Genomic DNA, 14,951 nt, shown 5'->3' with positions numbered 1-14,951 from the left:
AGATGATTTCCGTGATTGTTGCTTCACACGGTCCGCTGGCCTGCGCCTTGCTGGAAAGCGCCAAAATGGTTTACGGCGAACTGCCGCACGTCCACAGCGTGACGCTCGACGAAACAGCTGGAATAGAAGGCTTCCGCCAGGAATTCGCCCGCACGCTGGCCTCAGCCAGTAAAGGCGCAGATGGCGTGCTGGTGCTGTGCGATATGCAAAGCGGCACGCCGTGGAACGTGGCCTGTGAACACGCCTTTTCCCCTCAAACCACGCCGCCGGTGGCGGTGCTGGCCGGGGTGAATTTCCCGATGCTGCTGCAAACCGATGACATCCTGGCGCTCCGGGACGTCCACGCCGCAGCCGCTCAACTGCTGGAGCTGACCCGGCCGACGCTGGTGATTGCCGCCCCGGTGTCGGTTACTCAATCTGATGATTTTTAAGGAGTCCACCATGAGTCTTTCCTTTGTTCGTATCGACGACCGCGTCATTCATGGGCAGCTCGTCACGCGCTGGGCCAAAGAGCTGCCCTGCGACGGTATCGTGGCCATTGATGATGCCGTCGCGGCCGATCCGCTTCTCTCTTCAGTGATGAAAGGGGCCGTTTCCGACACCAAAGTCTGGCTGTTTGACACCGCCACTGCTATCGAAAAGCTGCCAAAAGTGATTGCCAGCGACAAGCGCTACTTCGTGATTGGCAAATCGCCCGTCACCCTGCAACGCATTGAGCAGGCGGGGATTAGCCTGAAAAACAACAACGGCAAAATCAACGTCGGACCGATGAGTGCCCGCGCCGGGACCACCACCATCGGCCCAAATCAGTCGGTGAGCGCCGATGAGATTGCCGCCTTCGAGTGGCTCAGCAATCACGGCCACCACGTTGAGTTTCGCCTGGTGCCGGATGCCAGCAGCTACAGCTGGCAGGATGCCCGGCAGAAGCTGAAATAAGGAGCCGATGATGATTTTTGAAGCCACACTGATTGGTCTTCTGTGCTACCTCGGCGCGCTGAGCAGCCCCTGGCTGTTCGGCCTGACCGGCGGCTGGTATCTGATCACCCGCCCGCTGGTGTCGGGCATGCTGGTTGGCCTGATTCTCGGCGATCTCAAAACCGGGATCATGATTGGCGTTGCGGTCCAGGCTGTCTACATCGCCATGGTCACGCCGGGCGGTTCCATGCCCGCCGATTTAAACTTTGTTGCTTACCCGGCCATTGCGTTAGGCATCCTGTCTGGCAAAGGGCCGGAAGTCGCGGTGGCGCTGGCGGCAACCATCGGCATTGCCGGAACCATTCTCTTCAACACCATGATGGTACTGAACTCATTCTGGAACCACCGGGCTGATAACGCGCTGGATCGAGGCGACGAGCGTGGGCTCTACCTCAACAGCGCCATCTGGCCGCAGGCCACTAACTTTCTTCTGCGCTTTGTGCCGACGTTTATCGCAGTCTACTTCGGTGCCCAGTACATCAGCGGTTTTATGGACAGCCTGCCGAAAGCGGCCATTTCGACGATGGGCGTGCTCGGCGGCATTTTGCCCGCGGTCGGGATCGCTATCCTGCTGAAGCAAATCATTAAAAATTACACCATGCTGATCTACTTCCTCGTCGGCTTTATCTGCATTGTGTTCCTGAAGCTGAACATGGTGGCGCTGGTAATCGTCGGCGCGCTGCTGGCGCTGATCCACTACAACTACAAGCCGGAAGCGCCGCAGCCAGCGGCTGCCAGAACGGCTGCGGATGATGAGGATGAATTCTGATGGAAGAACGTAAACTAACCCGGACCGATCTTCGTCGCTGCTGGCGGGCGTGGATGATGCACAACCTGTCGTCGATGAGCTTCGAACGTCTGGAATCTTTCGGCTTCTGCCTGAGTATGCTGCCGGTGGCGCGCAAGCTCTATCCCGACGCCGCACAGCGTACTGAAATGCTGCGCCGTCATGCCTCGTTCTACAATACCGAACCGCAGATCGGCGCCATTGTGAACGGTATGGCGCTGGGGCTTGAGGAGAAGAAAGCCAACGGCGAACCCATTGACGGGGAGATGATCAACACCCTGAAAGTAGGTCTGATGGGGCCGATCGCCGGGATCGGTGATTCGATGATCCCCGGGATGCTGATCCCGATTCTGCTGAGTATCGGCATGGCGCTGGCCGCCGGGGGCAATATCCTCGGCCCGCTGTTTTACACCGTCGCGTGGCTCGCCATCATTCTTCCTGGCTCATGGTTCCTGTTTTTAAAAGGCTACCAGATGGGCTCCGGCTCGGTTGAGATGCTGGTCAGCAGCAAATCCACCCGCCTGCGTGAGGCGCTGTCGCTGCTCGGTGTCTTCGTGATGGGTGGCGTGGCCGCAAGCTACGTTAAGCTTGGCACCGGGCTTGAGTTCATCACCAAAGATGGCGTTAACATTCACGTTCAGCAGATGCTCGACGGTATTTTCCCGCAGCTGCTGCCGTTGGTGGTTGTGCTGGGAACCTGGTATCTGATGGCGAAGCGTGGCGTATCGCCGGTGAAGGCGATGATCCTGTTGTTAGTGCTCGCGGCAGTGGGCGTGGCAACCGGGGTATTTGCATAGCATTTGTTGCCCGGCGGCGCTGCGCCACCGGGCAGTACTTATGGATGGAAATTTTGCCACAGCGCGGCGGTTTTATCCGGGCGAGAGATAAACTGGAATCGCGCCGGGTCATCAATAAACTGCTGATAAATTGGCGCTTCGGTAAGTCCAAACTCATGATACTGACGCGGTGTTATTGCCTGCAAACGCCCCGGCGTGTAGTGAGTATTATGCTGCCAAATGATTTGGTTATCCTGTAACAGCGGATACCACGCCAGCCCCTTGTGCGCCCGCACGGCCTCATATTCAAAGCCATACTCTCGATCGCACCAAGCCCCAAACGTCAGCGGCTGTAACGGATCGGCAGAAATGGTGGCATGGCCCCAGCCCGGCGGCACAAGCACTTTCTCTCCCGGCCCGGCTATCACCGCAAAGCAGCGGCCAGGATCGTCTGCCACAAACTCCTGCATGTAGATAATCGCTTTGCCCTGCCAGATTTCATACAGCTCAGGCGGCGACCAGCCGCTGTGCTCGCTGATGCGATGAATATGCCCCTGGCTGCGGATGGGCTCATCACCCAGTTTGCCTGCCGCATAAGTCACGACACCAAAAAGCAGCATCCGCTTTTTGAGTTCTTCCCGATCCTGCAATCGAGCCACGTCCATGGCTATGGCATACACATCTTCCGGCCCGTCACAGTCCGGGTCACGAAGCGAGGCGCGGATCTGATCCAGACGGCGGATCTCAGGCATCGGGCCCGTCACGTCTTCGCCGTAGGTAAATCCTAATGGTTGGCGGTGGGCGGTCATCGCCAGGCCGAAAGGCAAAACGGTGTCAGCCATTCTGCACCTCTTTGGCCATTAGCTTCAGATTGCGGGTGGTGATCCTTCTGGCAAAGCCTCCCGCCAGCGATGCGTAGTCATGCCCGGCACTGCTCGGCCAGACCGCCAATGCCGAAAGGATATCAGTACCCGAATTGATCAGACGATGCGCGGTGTAACCAGCAATGATATGCACGGAGCCCGCCGTCACTTTTTCGAGACGCGTCTGGCCCTGTTCGTTCTGGAGCAGCAGAAAACCTTCGCCGCGCAGACCAAAGTAAACTTCCCCCTGCTCTCTCAGCGCATGAAAATGCCCGCGGGTCATGAAAAATTCATCCCCCACGCGCCCCGGGTTGAGATGCGTAACGCCGGTATACAGCTCACCCGCACCGGACGGCGAATCAAACATTTCTACGGTATAAATGGGTAACAGAGGGTCACCCTGACGCCAGGCTTCGTCGTCAGCAAAGACGCCAGCCAGATCGCCAAGATGCGTTGTTTTGTGTATCAGCGGTTCGCCCTGCAGCGCACCGGTTGCCCACTCCACATGACGTGGCGGGGTATGAGTTGGTTTCATGTTTCTCTCCGGCCCGAGGAGAACAACACGATAAGCATAGCAGGTTAATCGATTAAACCCGCAGGATTTGCCCTGCGTTTGCAGGGCTCGTCACATTTCATTTTCAGGGCGCGAGGGCGATAACTTCCGCGACCCAGCGACGGAAACCCTCGACGTCCAGATCCAGCGCAACCTGCGCATTTGCCGGGCGCTCATAGCGGTTTTCGATATCCACAACCGTGGTGCCTGCGGTCCACGTTCCCTGCGTTTCTATCGCCACAAAGCAGGGTTTCAGCGTGAACAGCTCCGGGCGCACCAGCCAGGCAATGGCAGTCAGGTCGTGCATCCGCAGGCCCTGACTCATGCTGCCGCTGCGATAGTGGCTGAACAGTGAATGCAGCATTTTGCCGGTTTTGTTGATGCCAGGCAGCTGCGCCAGGTAGTCCGGGGTCAGCATCGCCTGATTGGTGACGTCGAGGCCGCACATCACAATCTCTATGCCGCTCTGGAACACGCGTTCAGCGGCTTCCGGATCGATAGCGATATTAAATTCCGCATTTGGCGTAAAGTTGCCGCGACCTGCCGACCCGCCCATGATCACCAGACGGCGGATGTTGAATTTGCATTCCGGATAGTGAGTCAGCAACAGCGCAATATTGGTCAGCGGGCCTATCGCCACCAGGGTCAGTGGCTCAGGCGCGCTCATCAACGCATCGCGAATGGCGATAAAGGCCGGTTTTGCCAGCGGCTGGCGCTGATGCTCGACAAAATCATACCCTTCCATGCCGGATTCGCCGTGAACGTAGGCGGCATCACGCAGCGGGCGAAGAAGCGGCGTGGCGGCGCCTTGTGCGACGGGCACATCGGCCTGCCAGAAATGCAGCAGCTGCAATGCGTTGCGCGTCGTTTTCTCCACGGAGACGTTGCCGGCCACGGTGGTCAGCAGCTGGAGATTGAGTTCCGGTGCAAACAGCGCCGCCGCGATGGCCGCCGCGTCATCAATACCAGGATCGGTGTCGAGAATGAAAGATAAAGGCATGATTCCTCCATAAAAAAAGCCAGGTGTTCAGCCTGGCATTTTTTCATATCGTTGGGGAAAAAAACTTATTCCACTTCGCGAATGTCGAGACGCAGCTCTTTTGGCACTTCGAAAACAATGTTCTCTTCGCGGCCTTCCAGAGGAATCGCTTCACCCCCGCCCAGCTCCTGAAGACGGGCAATGACGTTCTGCACCAGAATGTCCGGCGCAGAAGCCCCGGCGGTCACGCCAACGCAGCTCGCGGCTTTCACCCACTCTTCCTGAATATCGGTTGAATCATCAATCAGGAACGCGGCTTTGCCCATACGCTGGGCAAGCTCAGCCAGACGGTTGGAGTTGGAGGAGTTTTTCGACCCGACCACCAGCACCACGTCCGCACGCTGCGCCAGGTCGCGCACGGCTTCCTGTCGGTTGGTGGTGGCGTAGCAGATGTCATCTTTACGCGGCCCGACAATTTTCGGGAAGCGGGTGCGCAGGGCATCAATCACGTCGGAGGTATCATCGACAGAGAGCGTCGTCTGGGTCATGAACGACAGACGTGCTTCGTTTTTGACGCTCAGCTTAAAGACGTCTTCCGGCGATTCAACCAGGTACATTCCCCCTTCCGGGTTGCTGTACTGGCCCATGGTGCCTTCCACTTCCGGGTGCCCGGCGTGGCCAATCAGAATCGATTCTTCGCCGCGGCGGCTGGCACGCGCCACTTCCATATGCACTTTGGTAACCAGCGGACAAGTGGCGTCAAACACCGTCAGATCGCGATTTTTGGCTTCGTTTCGAACGGCCTGTGACACGCCGTGCGCGGAGAAAATCAGGATAGTGCCGTCCGGCACTTCGCTGATTTGCTCGATGAAAATCGCACCGCGCTGGCGCAGGCTGTCCACCACGTAGCGGTTGTGCACCACTTCGTGACGGACGTAAATCGGCGCGCCGAAGATCTCCAGCGCGTTTTCAACAATGCTGATAGCGCGGTCTACGCCGGCGCAGAAGCCGCGCGGGTTGGCCAACAGGATCTGCATTTTATGCCTCCAGTGCCGGGTCTATCTCCAGCACTTCAATATCAAAATGAACGGTACGCCCCGCCAGCGGGTGGTTGAAATCAACGGTGATGGAATCGCCGTTAATCTCACGAATAACCCCCGGCATCTCGCTGCCATCCATTGCGGTAAAGAGCATGATTGCGCCAATTTCCGGCTCGCCTGCATCCATAAACTCACGGCGTGAGAAATACTGAATCAGGTCCGGGCTCGGCACGCCGAAAGCCGCGTCAGGCTCCAGCGAGAAAGTGGTTTTGTCACCCTCTTTCAGGCCCAGCAGATGCTGCTCCAGCCCTTCAGAGAGCGAGGCATCGCCGAGGCGGAACAGCGCAGGCTTGCCGTTGTTGCGGGTGGATTCCGCAGTGGAACCATCTTCAAGTTTCAGCGTGAAATGTACCAGTACCGCGCTGTTGCTCTGTACAGATTTAGACATGCAGGTTTGCTCTAAAGTTTAGGCTGTTTGCCCGGTGGCGCTAACGCTTACCGGGCCTACAAAGGCAATATAAACCGTAGGCCGGGTCAGCAAAGCGCCACCCGGCATTTTTTACGCTTGCTTCTTAGCGGCAGAGTTTGGCAGGAAGCCTTCCAGCACGATCAACGCGGCGCCGATACAAATAGCGGAATCTGCGAGGTTGAAGGTGGCAAAGTGCCAGTCGCCAACGTAGAAGTCGATCATATCGACCACAAAGCCGTGCCACAGGCGGTCAAACAGGTTGCCCAGCGCGCCGCCGATAATCAGCGCATACGCGATGTTGTTCAGCTTCTGCGTCGCCTTCGAGCGGTACATCAGCACCGTCAGAATTACGCAGATGCCGATGGCAATCCCGGCAAAGAACCAGCGCTGCCAGCCGCCACTGTCAGCAAGGAAGCTGAACGCCGCGCCATAGTTACGCGCGTAGTGCAGATTCAGCGACGGGAACAGCGACACCGTATCCCCCAGAGCAAAATTCTGGAGGATCAGGTATTTGCTGCCGAGATCGATAATCAGCACCACTACAACCAGCCACAGCCAGCGCAGACCACTTTTACAGATTGATTGGCTCATCAGGCAAACTTACGTTTTTCGCCATCACCGGCGACGTTGCTGACACAGCGGCCGCAGATTTCTGCGTGTTCCGCCACCTGACCGACATCGGTGGTGTAATGCCAGCAGCGCGGGCACTTGTCACCTTCGGCTTTTTGCAACGCCACTTTCAGGCCTTTCAGCAGTTCGCTTGGCTGCGCGTCGGCGGTTGCTGCGGCATAATCCGCAACGGAGGCCCCGGAGGTCAACAGGACAAATCGCAATTCATCGCCCAGCGCCGTCAGCTTCGCGGCCAGTTCCGGTTCAGCGTACAGAGTGACCGCCGCTTCCAGAGAACCGCCCACTTTCTTATCCGCACGCGCCTGTTCGATAACCTTGTTCACTTCGCCACGCACTTTCAGCAGCTCGTCCCAGAAGGCATCGTTCATCGCTTCGGTTTCACCCAGGCCAAACAGGCCGGTGTACCACTCGCCGGTGAAGACATACTTCTCACGGTCGCCCGGCAGGTAGCCCCAGATTTCATCGGCGGTGAAGGACATGATCGGTGCCATCCAGCGAACCAGTGCTTCCGCGATGTGATACAGCGCGGTCTGGCAGCTGCGGCGGGCGACGCTGTCGGCCTTCGCGGTGTACTGACGGTCTTTGATGATGTCGAGGTAGAACGAACCCATTTCGATGGAGCAGAAGCGCATCAGGCGCTGCACCACTTCGTGGAAGTCGTAAGACTCATAGGCTTTCAGGATGTCTTCCTGCGCGGCCTGAGCACAGCCCACCGCCCAGCGATCCAGCACCACCATCTCTTCCGGTTTCACCATGTCTTTTACCGGATCGAAACCGTTCAGGTTCGCCAGCAGGAAGCGCGCGGTGTTACGGATACGACGATAGCTGTCGGCGGCACGTTTCAGAATTTCATCGGAAACCGCCATTTCGCCGGTGTAGTCGGTAGAGGCGACCCACAGACGCAGAATGTCCGCACCCAGTTTGTTCATCACGTCCTGCGGGCTAACGGTGTTGCCGATAGACTTGGACATTTTGCGGCCCTGACCGTCAACGGTGAAGCCGTGGGTCAGTACCTGACGGTAAGGCGCTTTGCCTTTCATCGCCGTGGAGATCATCAGGGAGGACATGAACCAGCCGCGATGCTGATCGGAGCCTTCCAGATACATATCTGCCGCATGGCCGCTGAATTCAGGGCGCACGTCAACGACGGAGGAGTGAGTCGAGCCGGAATCGAACCAGACATCGAGGGTGTCCGGCACTTTTTCGTAAGCGTCGGCATCGTCACCTATGATGTCGCGCGGATCGAGATCCCACCACGCCTGGATGCCGTCCTGCTCAACGCGTTTCGCCACTTCTTCCATCAGCTCCAGGGTGCGCGGATGCAGCTCCTGAGTCTCTTTGTGAACGAACAGCGACATTGGCACGCCCCACGTACGCTGACGGGAGATACACCAGTCAGGACGGTTCGCAACCATGGATTCGATACGCGCCTGGCCCCAGTCAGGGATCCACTGCACGCCTTTGATCTCTTTCAGCGACTGCTCACGCAGGCCTTTCTGATCCATGCTGATAAACCACTGTGGGGTCGCACGGAAGATGATTGGCGTTTTGTGACGCCAGCAGCATGGGTAGCTGTGTACCAGCTTCTCAACGTGCAGCAGCGCGCCGCTTTCACGCAGCATGTTAACGATGACGTCATTCGCTTTGAAGACGTTAACGCCGTCCAGTGACGGATAAGTGCCTGCCACATACGCGCCATCCGGACCAACCGGGTTGGCGATTTCGAGGCCGTATTTCTGGCTAATGGTGTAGTCGTCAGGACCGTGACCACCGGCGGTGTGCACCGCACCGGTACCCGCATCGAGCGTAACGTGATCGCCGAGGATCGCCGGAACGTCGAAATCGAGGAACGGATGCTTGAAGCGCATCAATTCCAGTTCGGAGCCTTTCACGGTGCCAAGGATGCTGTAATCGGTGATGTTTGCACGCTTAAGCACGCTTTCCACCAGATCCTTCGCCAGAATCACGGCCTGGCCTTCAACCTGTACCAGCGCATACTCAAATTCTGCCGACAGGGAGATTGCACGGTTAGCAGGCAACGTCCACGGCGTGGTCGTCCAGATAACCAGAGAAACCGGGCCATTAACGGAAGCGACGCCAAATTTGGCTTTCACCGCATCCTGATCGACCGCGTTGAACGCCACGTCGATGGATGGGGAAGTTTTGTCGTAATACTCCACTTCCGCCTCTGCCAGCGCAGAACGGCAGTCAACGCACCAGTGCACCGGCTTCGCGCCCTTATGCAGGTGGCCGTTGCCGATGATTTTGCCCAGCGCGCGGATGATGTTGGCTTCGGTGTTGAAGTCCATGGTCAGGTACGGACGTGACCAGTCTCCGAGCACGCCCAGACGGATAAAGTCTTCGCGCTGCCCGTTAACCTGAGTGGCGGCATATTCCCGGCATTTTGCGCGGAACTCTGCGGCGGTAAATTTCTCACCCGGCTTGCCAAATTCCTGCTCAACCTTCAGTTCGATCGGCAGACCGTGGCAGTCCCAACCCGGCACGTACGGCGAGTCAAAGCCCGTCAGGCCTTTGGACTTAACGATAATGTCTTTCAGAATCTTGTTAACGGAGTGACCAATATGAATGCTGCCATTCGCATAAGGAGGGCCATCATGCAGAATGAACGTCTTCTTGCCTTTTTTCGCTGCACGGATAACGCCGTAAAGGTCGTCATCGGTCCAACGGGCCAGCATTCCCGGTTCGCGTTTGGCGAGGTCGCCACGCATCGGGAACCCTGTTTCCGGCAAATTCAGGGTTGATTTATAGTCACTCATCAGATTCTCGTTTCCGTATTTTTACGTTGGCATTACGCCGGGTTTGATAGCCCGAACAACTCGCGAGCCGTTAATTCATCACGCGCAATTTGCGCTTTCAATTCGTCCAGCGATGCGAATCGCTGCTCGTTGCGTATTTTCTTACGCAGTATGACATCGATATGGCGACCGTAGAGGTCCATTACAACGTCTAACAGATGCACTTCCAGCTGCTGGCGCACACCAGCCACCGTTGGGCGGGTGCCAATATTCGCTACGCCCGGCAACAGTTTGTCGCCGAGGCCCGCCACTTCCACCGCATAGACCCCTTTCACCGGGGAAACCTGACGGCGCAGCGGCAGATTCGCCGTCGGGAAGCCAATGGTGCGCCCAAGCTCATCACCGTGAACCACGCGTCCGGAAATGCTGAAAGGATGGCCCAGCAGCGTTTCAGCAAGCTCGAGGTCATCCTCGGCCAGCGCCTGGCGCACGGCCGTGCTGCTGATGCGCAGCCCGCCTTCGCAGAAGGTCTGGGTGCTGGTGACGTCAAAACCAAACTCGTCACCGGCTTTCTGTAATAACAAGAAATCCCCTTCGCGACCAGCGCCGAAGCGGAAATCATCCCCGACCGCCAGGTACTGTACGCCCAGGCGTTTCACCAGCAGATCGCTGATAAACGCCTGCGCCGTCAGCGCGGCAAAACGACGGTCAAAACGTACACAGAGCACGTAGTCAACGCCGCTTTCAGTAAGGTAGCGTACTTTATCGCGCAGCCGTGTCAGGCGAGCGGGCGCTTTATCTACGGCGAAAAGCTCCAGCGGCTGGGGCTCAAAAATCATCACCACCACAGGCAGTCCGCGCTCGCGTCCTTCAGCACGCAAACGCTGTAACAATGCCTGATGCCCACGATGCACGCCGTCAAAATTGCCAATGGTCAGCACGCACCCATGCGGTGCCTGCCCCAGATTGTGTATGCCGCGTATCAGCTTCATGTCTGGCTCAAAACAGTGAAAATCGTCAAAGTATACCTTGTACGGCAGGCGACGTTAACCGCCGATTGCACCTGAGAAGGGAAAGATGCAAGGATTTCATTCACCTTGACTAAAACACCCTGTTTCTGACGATTTTTATCGCGGAAAGGCTGTATTCGAAGCACGCAAGCTGGTAGAATCCTGCGCCATCACTACGTAACCAAGCGTTGTCACATTAACGGCGCTTATTTGCACAAATCCATTGACAAAAGAAGGCTAAGAGGGCATATTCCTCGGCCTTTGAATTGTCCATATAGATCATATTTGGGAGTTGGACCTTGGCTAATATCAAATCAGCTAAGAAGCGCGCCATTCAGTCTGAAAAGGCACGCAAACACAACGCTAGCAGCCGTTCTATGATGCGTACCTTCATCAAGAAAGTCTACGCTGCTATCGAAGCTGGCGACAAACCAGCAGCAGTTAAAGCGTTTGAAGAAATGAAACCAATCGTGGACCGCAAGGCTGCTAAAGGCCTGATCCACAAAAACAAAGCTGCACGTCATAAGTCTAACCTGGCGGCTCAGATCAACAAAATGGCTTAATTGCCACGCTGTTGTAGCTTTGCGAAAAACCCGCTTTTAGCGGGTTTTTTTATGCCTGTCGTTTAGCGCGGAAGCGTAAAGAGCGCCGAGTAGTCGCGGTTGCAGATACGCTGCACCGCCGGGTGCTGGATCATGCGTTCAGCAAAAATGGCGTGGTACTCTTCCATCACGTTTTCCACCCGCCCGATTTCCACAATGTTGTCGTCCGCATATAAATCATGGGCGTAGAGCGTCGGCGCCACAAAAATCGCATTGTGCGCAGCACCGAAGGCTTTCATCAGCGCCGCATCGTCAAACTCACCGAGCACTTCCACCTTCAGGCCCTGGGTGTTGATCCAGTTAAGCAGCTTGCGTCCGAGCATGGAGCGGCGTCCAGGGATCAGCAGCCGACGCTCTTCCAGACAGGCAGGGAATGGCTTTTCAGGCAGCGGGTTCATGCTCCAGAAGCTGACGCTGCACTCGCCAATCTTCACCGAGAACAGTCCTTCCTGCTGCGTGGAATCGATAGGGCAATCTGAGATAATCATATCCAGCTTATGCTGGCTGAGCTGCTCCAGCAGCATCTCATGCGTCGATTCAAAGCAGCGCAGGTGGATTTGCTCATCCTCCACCACCGCCGCATCCAGAACGCCGCTCACCAGCCGCTTGGAGAGCGCATCCGCCACGCCCACATCGAACAGCAAGTTAGACTCTTTACGGTAATTGATGATGTCGAGCATCTCCTGGCTCAGGGTGAACATTTTATCCGCATAGCGAAAAACAAGCTCGCCCAGCTCGCTGGGTTCAAGCCCTCTGCCCTTACGTTTAAACAGTTTCCCCTGCAGGCGCTCTTCCAGGGCCTTGATCTGCCCGGTGATGGTTTGTGGCGTGAGATACAGCGCTTCCGCCGCGCCGACCACCGACCCCTCTTTGTAAACGTGCCAGAAGTAGTACAGGTGGTTGTAGTTAATATGCGACATAATTTTCGCTCCCTGATGAATGTCAAAAAGAGAGCCACTCAGGGCTCTCTGTGTTAAATCAGTCCGACGTGGCCGTACGCACCCGCAGTAAGGTATAACCGACCACGGCTGACAGCACCGAGCCAATCAGGATCCCTAGCTTCGCCCAGTTGATGAGCGCCGGATCGACGTTACCGAAGGCCAGCGAGGCAATGAAAATCGACATGGTAAAGCCGATCCCGCACAGCACCCCGACCGCCATAATCTGCTTACAGGTGGTGCCCGCTGGCAGCGTGGCCCATTTCAGCTTCAGCGCCAGCCAGCAGAACAGGCTAATTCCGAGCGGTTTCCCAATAAACAGACCGGCGATGATACCGAGCGGCAGCAGCGAGGTCAGCCCTTCCATCGTCACGCCCTGGAGCGACACCCCGGCGTTAGCAAAGGCAAACAGCGGCAGGATTAAGAAGGCTACCCACGGGTGAAGCACGTGTTCAAGCTGCACTGCCGGTGATTTCCCATTTTGCTCCTTCAGCGGAATAAAGAAGCCGACAATGACCCCCGCCAGCGTCGCATGAACGCCTGATTTCAGCACCGCCGTCCACAGAATCACACCGACCAGTATGTAGATGCCGGTCCGGCGCACCCCGGTAAGATTCAGTATGGCCAGCACGGCAATGGCGGCAGCCGCCACGCCTAAAGAAAGTATCGACAGGTCGCTGGTGTAGAACAGCGCGATGATCACGATTGCGCCGAGGTCATCAATGATAGCCAGCGCCATCAGGAATATTTTTAGCGAAGCCGGCACGCGGCTGCCCAGCAGCGCCAGTACCCCGAGTGCAAAAGCGATATCCGTGGCCGCCGGGATAGCCCAGCCACCGCTCGCCACAGGATCCTGATAGTTAAACGCCAGATACACCAGGGCAGGTACAACCATTCCCCCCAGAGCGGCAATGATCGGGAAAATCGCCTGACGACGACTGGCAAGGGAACCGACGATAAGCTCCCGCTTCACTTCGAGGCCAATCAGCAGGAAGAACACGGCCATCAGCGCATCGTTGATCCACAGCAGCATGTTCTTGTTAATCTCCAGCGCGCCAACGCGCAGCTGGACGGGCGTCTCCAGAAATGAGAGGTACAGACCGCTGGTTGATCCCATATTTGCCAACAGCATCGCCAGCGCGGCGGCGATGATCAGAATAATGCCCCCTGAAGCGTCATTGCTAAAAAAGCGCTGTAAATATTTCACTTTTATTCTCTCTTAACCTTGAATAGTTCGATAAAACCATAGTAACGATTCGAATTGATCGTTAAAAACAGATTATCACTGCATTTTAGATCGTTTTTACCGAATAATAATCAACAGGCGTAAAAAAGCCCAGGCATGGAGGCCTGGGCTCAGTAGACAAAAGCGCTCTACGACGAATTAACGTGTTAAATCATCGAAGAATTTCTTCACGCCGTCGAAGAAGCTTTTGGAGCGCGGGCTGTTTTTCTCACCCGTCGGGCCGCCAAAGCTTTCCTGCAGATCTTTCAGCAGCTGTTTCTGCTTGTCGTTGAGGCTGACAGGCGTTTCGACCACCACGCGACACAGCAGATCGCCCTGCGCACCACCGCGAACGGATTTCACACCTTTGCCACGCATGCGGAACAGCTTACCGGTTTGCGTTTCGCCCGGCACTTTCAGGTTCACACGGCCGTCCAGCGTCGGGACTTCGATTTCGCCACCCAGTGCCGCCATCGCAAAGTTGATTGGCACTTCGCAATAGAGGTTGTTGCCTTCGCGCTCGAAGATTGGGTGTTGCTTCACCTGCACCTGAACGTACAGATCGCCTGCTGGTGCACCGTGCTCGCCCGCCTCACCTTCACCTGCCAGGCGGATGCGGTCGCCGGTGTCCACGCCTGCCGGAATTTTAACGGACAGGGTTTTGGTCTTCTCAACGCGACCATGACCGTGGCATTTATGGCACGGATCCTTGATTAGCGTCCCGCGGCCCTGACAGTGCGGACAGGTCTGCTGTACGGCAAAAAAGCCCTGGCGCATCTGTACCTGGCCCTGACCATGACAGGTCGGACAGGTCTGCGGTTTGCTGCCCGCTTTCGCGCCGCTGCCGTGGCAAACGTCACACTCTTCCAGCGTCGGGATGCGGATCTCTTTGGTCACGCCGCGCACGGCTTCTTCCAGCGTCAAATCCATGTTGTAGCGCAGGTCTGCGCCACGGGATGCACGCTGACGCCCACGACCGCCGCCGAAGATGTCACCGAAGACATCACCAAAGATATCGCCGAAATCAGCGCCGCCACCGAAGCCGCCGCCACCGAATCCACCGCCGCCCTGCTCAAAGGCTGCGTGGCCATACTGATCGTAGGCCGCACGTTTTTGCGCGTCGGTCAGAATTTCGTAGGCTTCTTTGATCTCTTTGAATTTGTCTTCGGCCTCTTTGTCACCCTGATTACGGTCCGGGTGAAATTTCATCGCCAGGCGCTTGTAAGCCTTTTTGATTTCACGCTCTTCCGCTGTTTTGGAAACGCCCAAAATCTCGTAATAGTCTTTCTTCGCCATTTCTGTTTATCTGCCCTTAACATGCGAGCACGGGCGTGGAGTAAACTCCGAC

At 56.8% G+C, this 14,951-nt stretch carries 16 protein-coding genes and 1 pseudogene; 5 read left to right on the top strand and 12 right to left on the bottom strand.

Annotated elements, in window-relative coordinates; all coding sequences use genetic code 11:
- The first annotated feature begins 2 nt into the window (after positions 1–2).
- Genes CRO87_RS10145 through CRO87_RS10130 form a run of 4 tightly spaced genes read left to right on the top strand, consistent with a single transcriptional unit; the run spans position 3 to position 2,559 of the window.
- Positions 3–431 (top strand): PTS sugar transporter subunit IIA, encoded by a 429-nt coding sequence (locus CRO87_RS10145; protein WP_097162819.1) that lies wholly within the window; start codon positions 3–5, stop codon positions 429–431.
- A 10-nt stretch (positions 432–441) separates the two neighbouring features.
- Positions 442–936: a PTS sugar transporter subunit IIB gene (locus tag CRO87_RS10140; protein ID WP_097162818.1), complete on the top strand. Its 495-nt coding sequence runs from the start codon at positions 442–444 to the stop codon at positions 934–936.
- 10 nt (positions 937–946) lie between these two features.
- Positions 947–1,744: a PTS sugar transporter subunit IIC gene (locus tag CRO87_RS10135; RefSeq protein ID WP_097162817.1), complete on the top strand. Its 798-nt coding sequence runs from the start codon at positions 947–949 to the stop codon at positions 1,742–1,744.
- Positions 1,744–2,559, top strand: coding sequence for a PTS system mannose/fructose/sorbose family transporter subunit IID (locus CRO87_RS10130; protein ID WP_097162816.1), 816 nt, complete (start codon positions 1,744–1,746; stop codon positions 2,557–2,559). The genes CRO87_RS10135 and CRO87_RS10130 overlap by 1 nt, the downstream gene beginning before the upstream one ends.
- A gap of 38 nt (positions 2,560–2,597) precedes the next feature.
- On the opposite strand, the gene CRO87_RS10125 is transcribed toward CRO87_RS10130, so the two are convergent.
- The 9 genes and pseudogenes from CRO87_RS10125 to CRO87_RS22880 form a co-directional block, all read right to left on the bottom strand.
- Complete coding sequence (locus CRO87_RS10125) at positions 2,598–3,380, bottom strand: glucose-6-phosphate isomerase family protein (RefSeq protein ID WP_097162815.1); 783 nt, start codon at positions 3,378–3,380, stop codon at positions 2,598–2,600.
- Positions 3,373–3,936 carry a glucose-6-phosphate isomerase family protein gene (locus CRO87_RS10120; RefSeq protein ID WP_097162814.1) on the bottom strand — a complete coding sequence of 188 codons (564 nt, stop codon included), beginning with the start codon at positions 3,934–3,936 and terminating at the stop codon, positions 3,373–3,375. The genes CRO87_RS10125 and CRO87_RS10120 overlap by 8 nt, the downstream gene beginning before the upstream one ends.
- Before the next feature lie 103 nt (positions 3,937–4,039).
- The gene (rihC, locus tag CRO87_RS10115) at positions 4,040–4,954 is read right to left on the bottom strand and encodes a ribonucleoside hydrolase RihC (RefSeq protein WP_097162813.1); all 915 of its coding nucleotides are present in this window, start codon (positions 4,952–4,954) and stop codon (positions 4,040–4,042) included.
- A 65-nt stretch (positions 4,955–5,019) separates the two neighbouring features.
- On the bottom strand, positions 5,020–5,970 hold the full coding sequence (gene ispH / locus CRO87_RS10110) for a 4-hydroxy-3-methylbut-2-enyl diphosphate reductase (protein ID WP_097162812.1): 951 nt from the start codon (positions 5,968–5,970) through the stop codon (positions 5,020–5,022).
- Position 5,971: 1 nt separating this feature from the next.
- Complete coding sequence (gene fkpB, locus CRO87_RS10105) at positions 5,972–6,421, bottom strand: FKBP-type peptidyl-prolyl cis-trans isomerase (protein WP_097162811.1); 450 nt, start codon at positions 6,419–6,421, stop codon at positions 5,972–5,974.
- A 111-nt stretch (positions 6,422–6,532) separates the two neighbouring features.
- Complete coding sequence (gene lspA, locus CRO87_RS10100; protein WP_097162810.1) at positions 6,533–7,033, bottom strand: signal peptidase II; 501 nt, start codon at positions 7,031–7,033, stop codon at positions 6,533–6,535.
- Positions 7,033–9,849 carry an isoleucine--tRNA ligase gene (ileS, locus tag CRO87_RS10095; protein WP_097162809.1) on the bottom strand — a complete coding sequence of 939 codons (2,817 nt, stop codon included), beginning with the start codon at positions 9,847–9,849 and terminating at the stop codon, positions 7,033–7,035. Before ileS ends, lspA begins: the two co-directional genes overlap by 1 nt.
- Before the next feature lie 32 nt (positions 9,850–9,881).
- Positions 9,882–10,820 (bottom strand): bifunctional riboflavin kinase/FAD synthetase, encoded by a 939-nt coding sequence (gene ribF / locus CRO87_RS10090; protein ID WP_097162808.1) that lies wholly within the window; start codon positions 10,818–10,820, stop codon positions 9,882–9,884.
- Positions 10,817–11,019: pseudogene (locus CRO87_RS22880) on the bottom strand (DUF2575 domain-containing protein); the annotation flags it as partial. The gene ribF and the pseudogene CRO87_RS22880, both read right to left, overlap by 4 nt.
- A 118-nt stretch (positions 11,020–11,137) precedes the next feature.
- On the opposite strand from CRO87_RS22880, the gene rpsT reads away from it, so the two are divergent.
- Positions 11,138–11,401, top strand: coding sequence for a 30S ribosomal protein S20 (rpsT, locus tag CRO87_RS10080; protein ID WP_097162807.1), 264 nt, complete (start codon positions 11,138–11,140; stop codon positions 11,399–11,401).
- A gap of 62 nt (positions 11,402–11,463) precedes the next feature.
- Here the strand turns inward: rpsT and nhaR are convergent, their stop codons facing one another.
- The 3 genes from nhaR to dnaJ all read right to left on the bottom strand — a co-directional run bounded on the left by nhaR (position 11,464) and on the right by dnaJ (position 14,899).
- Positions 11,464–12,360: a transcriptional activator NhaR gene (gene nhaR, locus CRO87_RS10075; RefSeq protein WP_097162806.1), complete on the bottom strand. Its 897-nt coding sequence runs from the start codon at positions 12,358–12,360 to the stop codon at positions 11,464–11,466.
- Between the two features lie 58 nt (positions 12,361–12,418).
- Positions 12,419–13,585 carry a Na+/H+ antiporter NhaA gene (gene nhaA / locus CRO87_RS10070; protein WP_097162805.1) on the bottom strand — a complete coding sequence of 389 codons (1,167 nt, stop codon included), beginning with the start codon at positions 13,583–13,585 and terminating at the stop codon, positions 12,419–12,421.
- A gap of 177 nt (positions 13,586–13,762) precedes the next feature.
- A complete protein-coding gene (gene dnaJ / locus CRO87_RS10065) occupies positions 13,763–14,899 on the bottom strand; it encodes a molecular chaperone DnaJ (protein ID WP_097162804.1) in 1,137 nt (378 codons plus the stop codon).
- Positions 14,900–14,951: the final 52 nt, after the last annotated feature.

This window comes from Enterobacter sp. CC120223-11 (genome assembly GCF_900215375.1).
Classification (GTDB): Bacteria; Pseudomonadota; Gammaproteobacteria; order Enterobacterales; family Enterobacteriaceae; genus Scandinavium.
This window is presented reverse-complemented; position numbering and strand designations above follow the sequence as displayed.